At 71.4% G+C, this 14110-nt stretch carries 13 protein-coding genes; 4 read left to right on the forward strand and 9 right to left on the reverse strand.

Annotation, left to right across the window (positions count from 1 at the left end):
• The first annotated feature begins 14 nt into the window (after window positions 1-14).
• Window positions 15-1382 carry an L-serine ammonia-lyase gene (locus tag ACZ7OY_RS38260; protein WP_472250183.1) on the forward strand — a complete coding sequence of 456 codons (1368 nt, stop codon included), beginning with the start codon at window positions 15-17 and terminating at the stop codon, window positions 1380-1382.
• Here the strand turns inward: ACZ7OY_RS38260 and ACZ7OY_RS38265 are convergent.
• A complete protein-coding gene (locus tag ACZ7OY_RS38265; protein ID WP_472250184.1) occupies window positions 1379-3502 on the reverse strand; it encodes an acyltransferase family protein in 2124 nt (707 codons plus the stop codon). The genes ACZ7OY_RS38260 and ACZ7OY_RS38265 overlap by 4 nt on opposite strands.
• 201 nt (window positions 3503-3703) lie before the next feature.
• Between ACZ7OY_RS38265 and ACZ7OY_RS38270 the strand changes: the two genes are divergently transcribed.
• Window positions 3704-4735: a phosphatidylinositol-specific phospholipase C domain-containing protein gene (locus ACZ7OY_RS38270; RefSeq protein WP_472250185.1), complete on the forward strand. Its 1032-nt coding sequence runs from the start codon at window positions 3704-3706 to the stop codon at window positions 4733-4735.
• A gap of 95 nt (window positions 4736-4830) precedes the next feature.
• A complete protein-coding gene (locus ACZ7OY_RS38275; RefSeq protein WP_472250186.1) occupies window positions 4831-5388 on the forward strand; it encodes a glycoside hydrolase family 25 protein in 558 nt (185 codons plus the stop codon).
• Between the two features lie 118 nt (window positions 5389-5506).
• Here the strand turns inward: ACZ7OY_RS38275 and ACZ7OY_RS38280 are convergent, their stop codons facing one another.
• Together ACZ7OY_RS38280 and ACZ7OY_RS38285 are read right to left on the reverse strand one after the other, a co-directional pair.
• The gene (locus ACZ7OY_RS38280; RefSeq protein WP_472250187.1) at window positions 5507-5719 is read right to left on the reverse strand and encodes an EF-hand domain-containing protein; all 213 of its coding nucleotides are present in this window, start codon (window positions 5717-5719) and stop codon (window positions 5507-5509) included.
• Between the two features lie 50 nt (window positions 5720-5769).
• Window positions 5770-6684 (reverse strand): helix-turn-helix domain-containing protein, encoded by a 915-nt coding sequence (locus tag ACZ7OY_RS38285; RefSeq protein ID WP_472250188.1) that lies wholly within the window; start codon window positions 6682-6684, stop codon window positions 5770-5772.
• Window positions 6685-6740: 56 nt separating this feature from the next.
• On the opposite strand from ACZ7OY_RS38285, the gene ACZ7OY_RS38290 reads away from it, so the two are divergent.
• On the forward strand, window positions 6741-7379 hold the full coding sequence (locus tag ACZ7OY_RS38290) for a GNAT family N-acetyltransferase (RefSeq protein ID WP_472250189.1): 639 nt from the start codon (window positions 6741-6743) through the stop codon (window positions 7377-7379).
• Between the two features lie 31 nt (window positions 7380-7410).
• Here ACZ7OY_RS38290 and ACZ7OY_RS38295 read toward each other — a convergent pair whose 3' ends face one another.
• From ACZ7OY_RS38295 to ACZ7OY_RS38320, 6 genes are all read right to left on the reverse strand, one after another.
• The gene (locus ACZ7OY_RS38295; protein ID WP_472250190.1) at window positions 7411-8613 is read right to left on the reverse strand and encodes a YVTN family beta-propeller repeat protein; all 1203 of its coding nucleotides are present in this window, start codon (window positions 8611-8613) and stop codon (window positions 7411-7413) included.
• Window positions 8613-9434 (reverse strand): polysaccharide deacetylase family protein, encoded by an 822-nt coding sequence (locus ACZ7OY_RS38300; protein WP_472250191.1) that lies wholly within the window; start codon window positions 9432-9434, stop codon window positions 8613-8615. Before ACZ7OY_RS38300 ends, ACZ7OY_RS38295 begins: the two co-directional genes overlap by 1 nt.
• 308 nt (window positions 9435-9742) lie before the next feature.
• Window positions 9743-10246 carry an ATP-binding protein gene (locus ACZ7OY_RS38305; RefSeq protein WP_472250192.1) on the reverse strand — a complete coding sequence of 168 codons (504 nt, stop codon included), beginning with the start codon at window positions 10244-10246 and terminating at the stop codon, window positions 9743-9745.
• Window positions 10247-10581: 335 nt separating this feature from the next.
• Window positions 10582-11349, reverse strand: a complete 768-nt coding sequence (locus ACZ7OY_RS38310) for an enoyl-CoA hydratase/isomerase family protein (protein WP_385526326.1) — start codon at window positions 11347-11349, stop codon at window positions 10582-10584.
• A 78-nt stretch (window positions 11350-11427) separates the two neighbouring features.
• Window positions 11428-12687, reverse strand: a complete 1260-nt coding sequence (locus ACZ7OY_RS38315; protein ID WP_472250193.1) for a L,D-transpeptidase — start codon at window positions 12685-12687, stop codon at window positions 11428-11430.
• 163 nt (window positions 12688-12850) lie between these two features.
• Window positions 12851-14080 (reverse strand): L,D-transpeptidase, encoded by a 1230-nt coding sequence (locus ACZ7OY_RS38320; protein WP_472250194.1) that lies wholly within the window; start codon window positions 14078-14080, stop codon window positions 12851-12853.
• Window positions 14081-14110 lie beyond the last annotated feature (30 nt).

A 14110-nucleotide genomic window follows, 5' to 3' on the forward strand; every position in this document is an offset into this window, starting at 1 on the left:
TCTGAGGAGTCACCGTGGCCGTCTCGGTCTTCGACCTGTTCTCGATCGGCATCGGCCCGTCCAGCTCCCACACGGTCGGCCCGATGCGCGCGGCAGGCATGTTCGCCCGCAGACTGCGTGGCGACGGCCTGCTGACCTCCGTCGCGTCCGTACGCGCCGAGCTGTACGGCTCGCTCGGCGCGACCGGCCACGGCCACGGCACCCCGAAGGCGGTGCTGCTCGGCCTGGAGGGCGACTCGCCGCGCACGGTGGACGTGGAGCGGGCCGACGCCCGGGTGGAGGAGATCAAGGAGGCGGGACGGCTCCGGCTGCTCGGTGAGCACGAGATCCCGTTCTCCTTCGACGACGATCTGGTCCTGCACCGCCGCGAGACCCTCGAGTACCACGCGAACGGCATGACGCTGTGGGCGTACGACGCCTCGGGCGCGGAGCTGCTGACGAAGACGTACTACTCGGTCGGCGGCGGCTTCGTCGTCGACGAGGAGGCGGTGGGCGCGGACCGCATCAAGCTCGACGACACCGTCCTGAAGTACCCCTTCCGTACCGGTGACGAGCTGCTGCGGCTGACGAGGGAGACCGGCCTGTCGATCTCCTCCCTGATGCTGGAGAACGAGCGCGCCTGGCGTACGGAGGAGGAGATCCGGGCCGGGCTGCTGGAGATCTGGCGGACGATGCAGGCGTGCGTGTCGCGCGGCATGTCGCGCGAGGGCATCCTGCCGGGCGGTCTGCGGGTACGCCGCCGGGCGGCGAAGACGGCACGTCAGCTGCGGGCGGCGGGCGACCCGTTGGCCCACTCCATGGAGTGGATCACGCTGTACGCGATGGCGGTGAACGAGGAGAACGCGGCCGGCGGCCGGGTGGTCACCGCCCCGACGAACGGCGCGGCCGGCATCATCCCCGCGGTGCTGCACTACTACATCAACTTCGTCCCGGGCGCGGACGAGGACGGCGTGGTCCGCTTCCTGCTCGCCGCCGGTGCCATCGGCATGCTGTTCAAGGAGAACGCCTCCATCTCCGGCGCCGAGGTCGGCTGCCAGGGCGAGGTCGGCTCGGCCTGTTCCATGGCGGCGGGCGCGCTGGCGGAGGTGTTCGGCGGCTCCCCCGAGCAGGTGGAGAACGCGGCCGAGATCGGCATGGAGCACAACCTCGGTCTGACCTGCGACCCCGTCGGCGGCCTGGTCCAGATCCCGTGCATCGAGCGCAACGGCATGGCCGCGGTGAAGGCGGTCACGGCCGCCCGGATGGCCATGCGCGGCGACGGCTCCCACCTGGTGTCCCTGGACAAGGTCATCAAGACGATGAAGGAGACCGGCGCCGACATGAGCGTCAAGTACAAGGAGACGGCCCGCGGCGGGCTCGCGGTGAACATCATCGAGTGCTAGGGCGTGCTTGAAGGGCCTTTGCCGGGGTCTGTCCGAAGGGCCGTGGCCAGCCGGGCGTCGAGGACGGGGGCGAGGGCTTCGGCGTAGGCCTCCGCCAGGTGGCTGTCGTCGCGGTAGACGAGCGTGTTGCCCACCAGGACCGGGCAGGTGCCGGTCGGGGTGCACAGCCAGGGCACCGGGTCGATCAGCGTGGCGTGGGCCGAGCGGGCCGCGTCCGTGACCGCCTGCCGCCGGGACGGGTCGCGGATCGCCTCGGGGAGCCGGTTCGCGCACCGGTCCAGGCGCAGCGGGTAGCGGGCCGCGCAGTCGACCGCGTCTTTCCTCGGCCAGGGCGTGTCGAGCAGTACGGCGACCCGGGCCCCGGACGCCGCGAGCGCGTCGAAGGTCGTACGGAAGCCGTCGCTCCACTGCCGGACCGGGTCGGCCGCCGGACGGACGGGGGTGCCCGCGTCCGAGGACGAGACGAGCACCAGCGCGGGCCGCAGGGCCCTGATCCTGGCGATCGCCCGGTCGCGCCAGACGTCGCAGGAGCTGTACGGCCGGCCGCCGCGGACGGTGGTCACCGCGGCTGCCTTGCACGACGACTTCGTCAGCGTCACCAGCTTCCAGTGGTGGGCCCGTGCGAGCCGGTCCAGCGCCGGGAACCACTGGGCCGCGTGGGAGTCGCCGAAGAGCACGACGACCCGGTCCGAGGCGCGGTCCCCGTACACGCACGATGGGATCCGGGTGCTGTCGTAGCCCACGTGGCAGCCGTCCCGGTAGAGCGCGGACCTCGTGCCCTTGACGTCGGCCAGGGCGGGCCGGAGGTTGCCGGGCAGGCTCGTGCCGGACGTCCCGAGCAGCTGCCGCAGCCGCAGCGCCGGATCCGCCGCGGCCGCGATCTCGGACCGGGAGTCGACCGCGTCCCGGCCGGAGTCGACCGGCGGCGGGAACAGGGACGCCGTCAGGGCGAGCACCGCGGCGCCCGCCGACAGCCCGCCGCCGAGCGCCAGCGCGCGGCCCGGCCGGCCCCGCAGCGCCGGATGGAACCGTACGGGGTTCTCCACCAGGCGCAGGGTCGCCCAGGCCAGGGGCAGCGCGAGCAGACAGAGCCCGAGCGCCCACGCGCCGCCCAGCGGGCGGCCCAGCGCCTCGGGCGCGATGATCAGCACCGGCCAGTGCCACAGGTACCAGCCGTACGACAGCCCGCCGAGCCGGACCAGGGGCCGGGTGGCCAGCAGCAGCCGGGCGTCGCCGCGTGCGGGTGCGCAGCCGCCGGCCAGGACGAGCCAGGCCCCCAGGACCGGCAGCAGCGCGTGGTAGCCGGGGAAGGGGGTGGTGGTGTCGAAGCGGACCGCCGCCAGGACGACACAGGCCAGCCCGGCCCAGGTCAGGGGTGCGGCGGCCGCGGCGGGCAGTCGCGTGAGCCGCTCGGCGGCCAGGGCGAGCAGGGCGCCGGCGCCGAGCTCCCAGAAGCGGGTGTGCGAACCGAAGTACGCCCAGGGCGCCGAGGACGCCGTCACCTCGACGCTCAGCCAGAAGGAGACGAGGCAGCCCACGACGAGCGGCAGCGCCGGCCCCCGGCGGCGGCGGCGGGCCAGTCGCCAGCCGGCCAGCAGCAGCAGCGGCCAGAGCAGATAGAACTGCTCCTCGACGGCCAGCGACCAGAAGTGCTGGAACGGCGAGGGGGGACTTCCCTCGGCGAGGTAGTCGGTGCCGCCGACGGCCAGCCGGATGTTGACCGCGTACAGCGCGCTGGCGACCGCGTCGCCGGCGTACTCCTCGAAGCGGATCTTCGACAGGAACAGCCAGGAGCCGGCCAGGGTGGCGAGGACGACGAGGGTCGAGGCGGGGAGCAGCCGCAGGGCCCGGCGGGCATAGAACTTCCGGATCGATATAACACCCGTGGTCGACAATTCGCTCAACAACAAGGAGGTGATGAGGAAACCCGAGATGACGAAAAAGACATCGACGCCGACATAGCCGCCACTGAACCCCCTTACGCCTGCATGGGACAGGACGACCAGGGACACCGCCACGGCGCGCAGTCCCTGGATGTCGAGCCGCACCGGGTGCGGCGTCCTGGAGGTCTTCTCGATCGCGGGCCCGGTACCCCGGACCTCGCGGAATGACGTCTTCACTTTGTTTCCCTGCGTCCGGCCGACGGAATTCGACGCTGCAACAGACCAGCGAATTGCGCCGACGGTTGCATCCGGCCGTGTTCCGCCGTTCCGCGCGCCGTCCCGCACGCGGGCGAGCGGAGTTCCGCCGGAGGCTACCGCGCAGTAATCCCGTCCCCCTAGGCTGCCGTCAACTCCACGACGAGCAAGGGGACTTGACACATGCGCACGGTGAGACGAGTGGCCGCGCTGCTGGGTGCGGCGGCGATGCTGACGGCGGTCCCGGCCCATGCCGAGGCGGCCTCGGCGACCCTCTCGGGGACGACGGCGATCGGCACGCACAACGCCTACGAGAAGGACAAGTACACGTACTTCGCGCAGGCGTTGGATTCGGGGGCCTCGCTCCTCGAACTCGACGTCTACACCGACCCGCTGTTCAAGAGATGGCGGGTCAGCCACAGCAATCCGTTCGGCAACGACAACAACTGCGAGAAGGCGACCAGCCCCGGCCAGCTGTACGGGCAGAGCCGCAATCAGGATCTCGGCAGCTGCCTCGACAACATAGCGGCCTGGCACCAACTCCACCCGGACCACCGCCCGATCATCTTCAAGGTGGAGATGAAGAACGGATTCAACAACACCATCGGTCTCGGCCCCGACGAATTCGACACCCTGGTCGCGCAGAAGCTGGGCAGCATGGTCTACAAGCCGTCGGACCTGCTGGGCGGGACGTACCCGACGGCGGACGCGGCCGCGAAGGCCGACGCGTGGCCCTCCCGGGACGCCCTCAAGGGCAAGGTGCTCCTCGAGCTGATCCCCGGCACCGTGGAGCAGGCGAACCCCTTCGACCACTACTGGACGGACCAGGAGTACGGCGACCACCTGCGCGACCTCGCCGCGGCCGGCACCCTCTCCGCGGCACAGGCCTTCCCCGCGGTGCTCGGCGCGGAGAACGGCGACCCGCGCACCGGCCGCTACGACGCCTCCATCCGGCCCTGGTTCGTGTTCTTCGACGGTGACGCGGCAACCTATGTGAACAACGGCTACGACACCTCGTTCTACTCGGCGAACCACTACGTCCTGATCATGACGGACGCGGCCGGGGTGTCACCGGCCATCTCGTCGACCGCGCCCACGGACGCGGAGGTGGCGGCCCGGCTGTCGCTGCTCGCCGCAAACCACGCGAGCGTCATCACCTCGGACTGGTCGACGAAGTCCGCGACGGTGCTCGGATCGGTGGCCGCCCGGGGCTGAACCCCGGCCTCCGGTGAGGGATCGAACGTGCCGAAACGGGGCATAAATCAACTCCAACTCCTGTCCCCCCACCGGCAGTCAAGGGAGTCCCTCACATGCTGCGCGGCATCGACGTGAGTGCGTACCAGCCCTCCTCGTACGACACGGACGGCCTCTCCTTCGTCTTCGTCAAGGCGTCGGAGGGCCGTTCCTACGTCAACCCCAGGCTCACCGCCCAGACCAAGCGCGGCCGCGACGCCGGACTGGTCGTGGGCTTCTACCACTTCCTGTGGCCCGGCGACATCAACGCCCAGGCGGCCTACTTCGTCGCCAACGCCCCGGAGCGGGCGGGTGACATCCTCGCCGTCGACTGGGAGACGACCGGCGACGGCACCCACGCGAGCAACGCGGAGAAGGACCGGTTCATCCGCCGGGTGAAAGACCTGCGACCGGACCACCGGGTCGTCCTGTACTGCAACCGGAACTTCTGGCTGAACATCGACACCACCTCGTACGCCGGTGACGGCCTGTGGATCGCGGACTACGTGACCGCGGGCAAGCCGCGGATCAAGGCGAAGTGGCTCTTCCACCAGTACACGGACGACCCGCACGACCGGGACGTGGCGGACTTCGCCGACCGCGACGAGCTGCGCGAGTGGGCCGCGGGCGACTGAGCGGGGTCCGGCGCCTGCGGGACCGCGGGCCGCGCGACCGGGCGCACGGGGCACGGTCGGCCGGACACGACGAAGGGGCGCCCGCCGGCGAGCCGGCCGGGCGCCCCTTCTCCTCGCGTCACTTGCTGAGGTAGGTCCAGAACTCGTCGAACGACAGAACCTTGTCGCCGTCGAGGTCACGGGTCTTGATGATGGCCTCCGCGACCGACTCCGTGACGTTCCAGTCGCCACCCTGGGCGAGGGCGACCTTGAACTCGGCGGCGGTGATGAAACCGTCACCGTCCGTGTCGATCCGCTGGAACTCCTTGCGTGCTTCCTCGATGTCGGCCATCGGTCCGCCCCTTTTCGTCGTACCTTGCTGTCGTCCTGACGCAGGTCAGATTAACGGCCCGCGCGAACGCGCAGAGCGGCGACCACCCAGGCGAACTCGTCCCGGTGCGCCGACGGGCATCCGACGCCGTTCACGACGGCCGACAGCTCGCGGTAGCGGGCGACCCGCTCGTTCGAGGCCGCGGTCAGCCGCTCCAGGACCGCGGCCCGGTCGGCGTCGCCGAGCACCTCGCGCAGCACGTCCTCGGCCTCCGGCGCCTCGGGCGCGACCCCCCGGCGCAGCGCCTCGCCGGCGAGCTGGACGAGCCGGCTCATGAACCACAGGGAGGTGCCCGGCGGCACGTCCGGCCCCCGGTCCGCCGCGTTGAACTCGATCATCTGCCGCATCAGGGCACGGAAGTCCGGGTCCTGGATCAGCTCGGCGAGCTCCACCCAGGCGTCCACCTGCTCGGGCGTGGGGTCCTCGGGCAGCTCCGCCGCGCCGAACCGCAGCCTGCGGCGGATGTCGGGGTCGGCCGTGTCGATCCCCTCGAAGATCTCCGTCATGAAGTCCTCGACGATCCGCCTGCGTTCGGCGGCCGACAGTCGCGCCAGTTTGTTCATCAGGGTCATCTCCTCGGCGGTCGAGCCGCGTCGCGCCACGGTCGACAGCACCGCGCGGGTCACCCGTAGCGACCGGATCTGCGCGTCCAGCGCCTTCACATGCGCGGCCGCGACCTGGGCGACGGTCGTCTCGCCGGTCAGCACCCGGTGGACGTCGCTCAGCCCGAGGCCCAGTTCGCGCAGGGTGCGGACCAGTTCCAGGCGGGCCACGGACGCGGCGTCGTAGAGGCGGTAGCCGCCCGCGGAGCGGCCCACCGGGGGCAGGGCGCCCTCGTCGGACCAGTAGCGGATGGTGCGCACGCTCAGGCCGGTCGCTCGGGCCAGCTCACCGATGGTGAAAAGGCCGGTGCCGTCTTCGATCATGTCTGCGAGTCTGGGCCTTCCAGTGGGTGGAGACTCAAGCGGGGAGAGGGGACGCGATGACGCGGAACCTGCGGGACATTCTGGAGGCGGCGGCCCGGGGTGTGTTCCCTGCGGCGGACGGCGCCACCACGGTGGTGCCCCAGCACTCCCCCCGGGACGCCGGGGTCATCGCCTTCACCGCGCACTCCGTGGTCTTCACCGACGAGGATCCGCGGTGGGTGCGCGAGACGCTGGCCGCGATGGACTGCGACGCGCTCGCCGCGCCCATGAACGCCCGGTTCCTGGCGGCGCTGCTGGAGCGCACGGGCCGTCGCCACGACACGATCGACCTGCTCCTGGTGGGCTCCCCGCTGCCGGGCGAGCCGGCGCTGCCCCTCACCGAGATCGAGGACCCGGACCATCCCCGGGTCGTCACCTCCCGCCGGCGCCGGGACGGCGTGCGGGTGTGGACCGCCGAGGGGGGCGTGCTGGTGCTGGGGCGCGGGGTCGCGGGGCGGCTGGAGGTGGCGGTCGAGGTGGCCGAGGGGCTGCGGCACCGCGGGCTGGGCCGGCGTCTGGTGACTGCGGCGCGGCAGCTGGGCGGGGGCGAGCCGGTGTGGGCCCAGGTCTCGCCGGGCAACGCCCGCAGTCTGCGGGCGTTCCAGGCGGCCGGTTACGTTCCGGTGGGGTCGGAGGCGCTGCTGGGGTCCTGCTGACGGCCCCGGGCGCCCGGTGGCGGGCCCGGCGTCAGCGGAAGACCCCGGTGTGGCCGAGCGAGTAGCGGCCGGGCTGGGGGTAGACCGCGAGGCCGTGCGGTCCGTGGCCGACCTTGATGCGGGCCAGTTGCCGTCCGGTACGGGTGTCGATGGCGTACACCTCGGAGTTGTACCGGCCCGACAGCCACAGCACCTTGCCGTCGGCGGAGACGCCGCCCATGTCGGGGCTGCCGCCCTGCGGCAGGTGCCACTTACTGGTCAGCCGCTTCCGCGTGAAGTCGAAGACGGAGACGGTGCCCTCGCCGCGGTTGGAGATGTACATCTCGCGGGAGTCGCGGCTGACGTACAGACCGTGGCAGCCCTTGCCGGTGGGCAGCAGGGTCGGCCGGGTGAACCGGTCGCCGTCCAGGACCCACACGCCGTCGGCCTTCATGTCGGCGATGTAGAAGGTCTTGCCGTCCGGGGAGATCTTGACGTCCTGCGGCATCGCGCCCCGGTACGGGAGCTTCTCCTGCCCGATCACCTTCATCTTTGCGGTGTCGACCTTGAGCAGTTCGCCGCTGAACTCGCAGGAGACGATGAAGTACCGGCCGTCGGTGGAGAAGTCGGCGTGGTTGACGCCGTAGCAGGTGACCGGCAGGGACTTGATCCGCTTCATGGTGTGGGGGTCGCGGAAGACGAGTTCGCGGTCCTGGGAGGCCATGACGACGGCGTACTTGCCGTCGGGCGTGAAGTAGAGGTTGTACGGGTCGTGCACCTCGACGGGGGTGCCCGCGGTGCCGGTCCGCGGGTCGATGGGGGTGAGGGTGTTGCCGAGGTCGTTGTTGACCCACAGGGTCTTCAGGTCCCAGGAGGGCACGACGTGCTGGGGCTGGTGGCCGACCGGGATCGTCCCGATGACCCGGTACGTCTTCGGGTCGATGACGGTGACGGTGTCGGACTGGGTGTTGGGGACGTAGACGCGGGAGGGGAAGTCCTTGACCACCGGGGAGAGCTGGTTCGGGCGGTCGGCGGCGTAGACGTCGTTCGGGTCGAGGACGGGGGGCATGCCGGGCAGGTTCCGGTCGTCGGCCTGCTGCTCGGGCCGGGGCTGCCGGATCTCCGCGGCCTTGGTGGCGGCGCTCTCGTGCGCCTGGTCCCCGGAGCCGGAGCCGGAGCCGCAGGCGGCGAGAAGGGTGACGGAGGCGAAGGCGGCGGCGGTCAGGAGGGCGCGCCCGAGCGGTTTCGCGTGCATCAGCTGAACAGCTCCGTGGTGGTGACCGCGTGCAGTCCGCGGCGGCCGAGTTCGTCGAGTACGGCGGGGAGCGCGGCGACCGTGCCCGGGTAGCCGAAGTGCAGGCTGACCACGGATCCGTTGCGGATCTCGCCGAGCACCTTGCGGGTGACGGCGGCCGCGCCGGGCTGGGTGAAGTCGAGGGAGTCGACGTCGTAGGAGAGGACGTGCGGGTATCCGGCGCGGGCCGCCAGCCGTTCGACGAGCGGCGAGGCGCGCGGGGAGCGGGAGGGGCGGAACCAGGTGCCGATGGAACCGGTGAGGCGCTTGAGCCGGTCGGCGCAGGCCTGGATCTCGGCCCGCGCCGCGGACTCGGACATCGCGTTGATGTCCAGGTGGCGGTGGGTGTGGTTGCCGAGGTCGTGACCGCCGTCGAGGATGCGGCGGGCGAGGTCGGGGTGGTCGTCGAGCCAGGTGCCGACGGCGAGAACGGTCAGCCGGGCGCCGCGTTTCTCGGCCGCGGTGAGCAGGGAGCGGGCGATGGCCGGGTCGCCCTGGCCGTGGAAGGTGAGGGCCACGCGGGGCCGGGTACGCGGCCCGTGGGTGAGCTCGGAGGGCTGGCCGGGCAGGCGGCGCGGGGCCGGGGCGACGGCCGGGACGGGGGTGGCGGCGCGCGCGGAGGCGGGGCGCGCGGACGCGGCGCCCGTGGGAGTGGTGCTCGCCGGGGCGGGGTGGGCTGCGGCACCGGTCGTGGCGCATCCGGCGGCCAGTGTTCCGCCGGTCACGAGCCCGGCGCCCGCCCGCAGTGCCGTGCGACGGTCGGTATGGGTCATCCGCACCATTTAAAGGGTGCATTGTAAGAAAAAGAGCGATTGCCTCCACCGGCCACCGGCGCGGGTCTCCGGCCACGGGAGGGACACCCGGCCACCTGACCGCCCAGGCCGGTGGGCCACCCAGGCCGTCGGGGCGGCGGTCACCCGGGACGCCGGGCCACCCGGACCGACGGGCCGCCCAGGCCGCCGGGGCGGCGGCCACCCGGGCCGAGGCGGTCGCCCTGGCCGAAGCGGAGGTCAGGGCCGAAGCAGAGGTCAGGACCGAAGCAGAGGTCAGGACCGAAGCAGAGGTCAGGACCGAAGCGGCCGTCAGGGCCTCAGCGTTCGGCCACTCGCATCTCGAACCAGGTCGTCTTGCCGCGCGGCAGGAGGTCGACCCCCCAGCGGTCGGAGAGCTTGTCGACGAGGAACAGGCCCCGGCCGCTGATGTCCGTCTCCTGGACCGGCATCAGACAGGGCAGGCCCCGGGAGGGGTCGCGGACCTCGACCCGGATCCAGCCGCGGCGGCGGCGCATCCGTAAGCCGAAGACCCGGGCGCCGGTGTGGCGTACGGCGTTGCCGACGAGTTCGGAGACCAGCAGGACCGCGTCCTCGGCCATCTTGGGAGTCAGGCCCCACTGGCGCAGGACCACCACCTGCGCCAGCCGGCGTGCCGTCGCGGCGGACTCGGGGCGGGACGGCAGCGGGACCTCCGCGTCCGTCGGATTGCCGAACAGCTCCAGCGCCTTCAGTGCTCGTTCGTCCTCGACCGCAGGCGACCAGCGCGCCGCCGTCGGACGACCCTGTCCCCGCGGCTGCTCGATGCCCTCCAGCCCCGCCATGCCCCCCATCATGGCCGTCCGTAGGGCCCTTCGGGGTCGTTCTGGAGGAATACGCCCCCCGGAACACAATATTCCGCCCGATTCGGTCGGCATATGCCAGCGGCAGTTCGGCGTCCGCGACAGCCCCTCCGACCTGCGCCGGAGGCAAGATCCGAGGCAATCGACAGGCCACCTCGACAAGGCGGGCTTAAGGCTTGTTTAAGGTTTCCATAAACCGCCCCATCGAGGGACCCGGATCAGACACAGCGTCAATTGCAAGTGGTTCGGGCGAGTTTCACCGAGCCGGTTTCACCGGAACGTTCTCACCGGAACCTCACCCTGCGTCCGGCGCGCCGTCACTGGAACTTGGCCTTGCCGGGCCCTTCCTCCACAAAGCTGCGCATGCCGCGCTCGCGGTCCTCGGTGGCGAACAGGCCCGCGAACCAGGTGCGTTCCACGGCCAGTCCGGTCTCGATGTCCGTCTCCAGGCCGGCGTCGACCGACTCCTTCGCCGCGCGCAGCGCGAGTGCCGGGCCCTGGGCCAGCTTCGCCGCCCAGGCGTGCGCCTGCGGGTAGACCTCGGCGGCCGGGACGACCCGGTCCACCAGGCCCAGCGCCAGCGCCTCCTCGGCCTTCACCATGCGGCCCGTGAAGATCAGGTCCTTGGCCCGGGAGGGGCCGATCAGACGGGCCAGGCGCTGGGTGCCGCCCGCGCCCGGGATCAGGCCGAGCAGGATCTCCGGCTGGCCGAGCTTGGCGTTGTCCGCCGCGATGCGGTAGTCCGCGCACAGCGCCAGCTCGCAGCCGCCGCCCAGGGCGTAGCCGGTGACGGCCGCCACCACGGGCTTGGGGATGCGGGCCACGGCCGTGAAGGAGTCCTGGAGGGCGCGCGAGCGCAGGACCATCGCGGTGTGGTCCATCGCCTGCATCTCCTTGATGTCCGCGCCCGCCGCGAACACCTTCTCCCCGCCGTACAGCACCACCGCGCGGATGTCCTCGCGGCGGGCGGCCTCCTCGGCCAGCTCCTTGATGCGGTCCTGGACGGCGACGTCCAGCGCGTTCATCGGCGGGCGGTCCAGACGGATGGTGCCCACGCCTTCGGCGACTTCAAGATGCACAGTCATGAGGGCAGGTTAACGGGGACTAACGCGTACGGCCCCGGTGCAGTACCTCACACCGGGGCCGTACGCGTCAGTCGGCGCTCAGGCCTTCCACTTCTCCCAGGACATGTTCCAGCCGTTGAGGCCGTTGGCCGGGTCTACCACCGGGTCGGTGGAGTGCTTGACCTCCACCACGTCACCGACCATCGAGTGGTTGAAGAACCAGGCGGCCGGCACCCCGCTGTCGTAACCGCCGCGCACGTCGCGCAGGCCGACACAGCCGTGGCTGGCGTTGTAGTTGCCGAACGCGTCGCCGCCCCAGTAGTTGCCGTGCACGAAGGTGCCGGAGTCGGTCAGGCGCATGGCGTGCGGGACGTCCTTGATGTCGTACTCGCCGTCGTAGCCGACGGTGTCGCCGTTCATCCGGGTGACCTTGAACTTCTCGCTGATGACCATGCTGCCGTTCCAGGTCGCGTAGCCGGCCTTGCCGGTGGTGACCGGGATGGTCCGGACGGTCTTGCCGTCCTGCATGACCTTCATCGTGTGCTTCTTGGCGTCCACGACGGACACCTGGTTGCGGCCGATGGTGAAGGAGACGGTCTTGGACTGCTTGCCGTAGACGCCCTTGCGGCCCTCGACCCCGTCGAGGTTCAGCTTGACGGTGACCTTGGTGCCGGACTTCCAGTAGTCCTCGGGGCGGAAGTCCAGGCGGTCGTTGCCGAACCAGTGGCCCTCGACGTCCACGGCGGGCTCGGTCGTGATCTCGATGGCCTTCTTCACGTCGTCCGGCTTGGTGATGCCGCGCGTGAAGCGGACCGAGAACGGCATGCCGACACCGACGGTGGAGCCGTCCTCGGGGGTGAAGGTGCCGATGAAGGTGTTCTTCGGGCTGAGCGTGGTGAAGGAGGAGTCCTCCGCGGCCGTGCGGCCCGCGGCGTCCTTGGCGACCGCGTGCACCTCGTACTTGGTGGACGCCGCCAGGTGCGTGGTGGGCGTCCAGCCCGCGCCGTCCGCCGAGATCGTGCCGTCGACCTTCGTGCCCTTGGCGTCCTTGACGGTGACCTCGGTCAGCTTGCCCTTGGTGGCGCCGACCTTGAGGACGCCGCTGGTGTCGACCTCCTTGGCCCCGGTCTTGGGGGAGATGGTGACGACCGCCTCCGACTGCGCGCTCTGGGTCGCGGACGACTGCTTGCCCTTGTCCTTGCCGTCGCCGCCGGATCCGGCGTCCGCCCCGCCGCCGCAGGCGGTGACGGAGACCAGCAGCACGCCCAGGGCGGCCGCCATCAGGCCGCCACGGCCCCGCTTCCGCGTTCCGCCCACGCGTGCGTCAACCGACGCCCCCGATATCGGTCGCACGTTCAACTCTTCTCCCCTCGCCGGACCCCGGCCCGGCCACCCCAGCGCATCCCATGCGCACTCTGGCGCATATTAACCACATGATCAGTGCGGTCGACGCCCGCCGATTGTCACCGTTCAGTCCCAACTGAGGTCCCTCCCCCTTCGTCAGGTCCCGCGCCCCGCCCGCTCACTTGACCGCGCTCCCCGCCTTCCACTGCTTCCACCCCATGTTCCAGCCGCCGAGCCCGTTGTCGGGGGCGACCTTCTTGTCGTCGCTGTGGACGACCTCGATGACGTCACCGACCAGGCTGCGGTCGAAGAACCAGCCCGCGGGGGTGTCCGAAGCGCCGCCCTTCACGTCCCGCAGACCCACGCAGCCGTGGCTGACGTTGGCGTGCCCCGGGGCTGCGGGCGCCCAGTAGTTGCCGTGCAGGAAGGTGCCCGACTCGGTCAGCTGCATGGCGTGCGGCACGTCGGGGATGTCGTACTCGCCGCCGAAGCCGACCGTGCGGCTGTTCATCCGGGTGACCTCCAGCATGTCCATCACCACCATCTTCCCGTTGTAGGTGGTGGTCTTGGGGGCGCCCGCGGTGATGGGCACGGTGGCCACCAGTGCGCCGTCGCGCCGCACCTGCATGGTGTGCTTCGCCGCGTCGACCAGCGAGACCTGGCTGCGGCCGACGGTGAAGGAGACCGTCCGGTACTGGAGTCCGTAGACCCCGCGTGCTCCCTCGACGTCCCGCAGACGCAGGCTGACGGTGACCCGGGTGCCGGGCTTCCAGTACGCCTCGGGGCGGAAGTCCAGGCGGTCCTTGCCGAACCAGTGCGGGCGGATCTCGACCGCCGGCTGCGCGGTGACGCGGACGGCGCGCTCGACGGCGGCCCGGTTGTCGATCTTCCGGCTGAAGGCCAGTGAAACGATCATTCCGGTGCCGACCGTGGAACGGTTCTCCGGGGTCACGTACCCGATGAACCGCTCGGCGGGGACGTAGGTGGTGAAGGTGGTGTGCCGCGCCGAGCGGCGGCCGTCGCCGTCGACGGCGACCACGTCGACCGTGTACTTCGCCGCGAGCGCCAGCTTCTCCGTGGGCTCCCAGCGCCGCCGGTCCGAAGAGACGCGTCCGGGCACCGGGGTCTCCTGCGCGTCCTGCGACTTGACGACCCGCACCGACTCCAGCCGCCCGTCCGTCACCTGGACCCCCAGCGCCCGGCCGGGACGGACCTCCTTGGTGCCGTCGTCCGGCGAGATCCGGATGACCTCCTCGGGGTCCGGCGCCCTGCCGTGCGCCCCGCCGGCGCCGATCACCCCCGTCGGGTCCGTGTCGCAGCCGGCGGCGCCCGCAAGCAGCCCTGCCCATGTCAGTACGGCGGCCAGCGCGGCCCCCGCGCGCCGTGCGCGCCCGTGTACGTGCCTCACATGGATGCCAACGACCGGCCCGCCCCCGGG

This window comes from Streptomyces sp. NPDC107559, from assembly GCF_055657365.1.

What these genes read in the sequence shown, in the direction of transcription:
- ACZ7OY_RS38270 (WP_472250185.1), top strand. Translation starts at nt 3,704, where the DNA reads ATGCGCACGGTGAGACGAGTGGCCGCGCTGCTGGGTGCGGCGGCGATG.
- ACZ7OY_RS38275 (WP_472250186.1), top strand. Translation starts at nt 4,831, where the DNA reads ATGCTGCGCGGCATCGACGTGAGTGCGTACCAGCCCTCCTCGTACGAC.
- ACZ7OY_RS38280 (WP_472250187.1), bottom strand. Translation starts at nt 5,719, where the DNA reads ATGGCCGACATCGAGGAAGCACGCAAGGAGTTCCAGCGGATCGACACG.
- ACZ7OY_RS38285 (WP_472250188.1), bottom strand. Translation starts at nt 6,684, where the DNA reads ATGATCGAAGACGGCACCGGCCTTTTCACCATCGGTGAGCTGGCCCGA.
- ACZ7OY_RS38290 (WP_472250189.1), top strand. Translation starts at nt 6,741, where the DNA reads ATGACGCGGAACCTGCGGGACATTCTGGAGGCGGCGGCCCGGGGTGTG.
- ACZ7OY_RS38295 (WP_472250190.1), bottom strand. Translation starts at nt 8,613, where the DNA reads ATGCACGCGAAACCGCTCGGGCGCGCCCTCCTGACCGCCGCCGCCTTC.
- ACZ7OY_RS38300 (WP_472250191.1), bottom strand. Translation starts at nt 9,434, where the DNA reads ATGGTGCGGATGACCCATACCGACCGTCGCACGGCACTGCGGGCGGGC.
- ACZ7OY_RS38305 (WP_472250192.1), bottom strand. Translation starts at nt 10,246, where the DNA reads ATGGCGGGGCTGGAGGGCATCGAGCAGCCGCGGGGACAGGGTCGTCCG.
- ACZ7OY_RS38310 (WP_385526326.1), bottom strand. Translation starts at nt 11,349, where the DNA reads ATGACTGTGCATCTTGAAGTCGCCGAAGGCGTGGGCACCATCCGTCTG.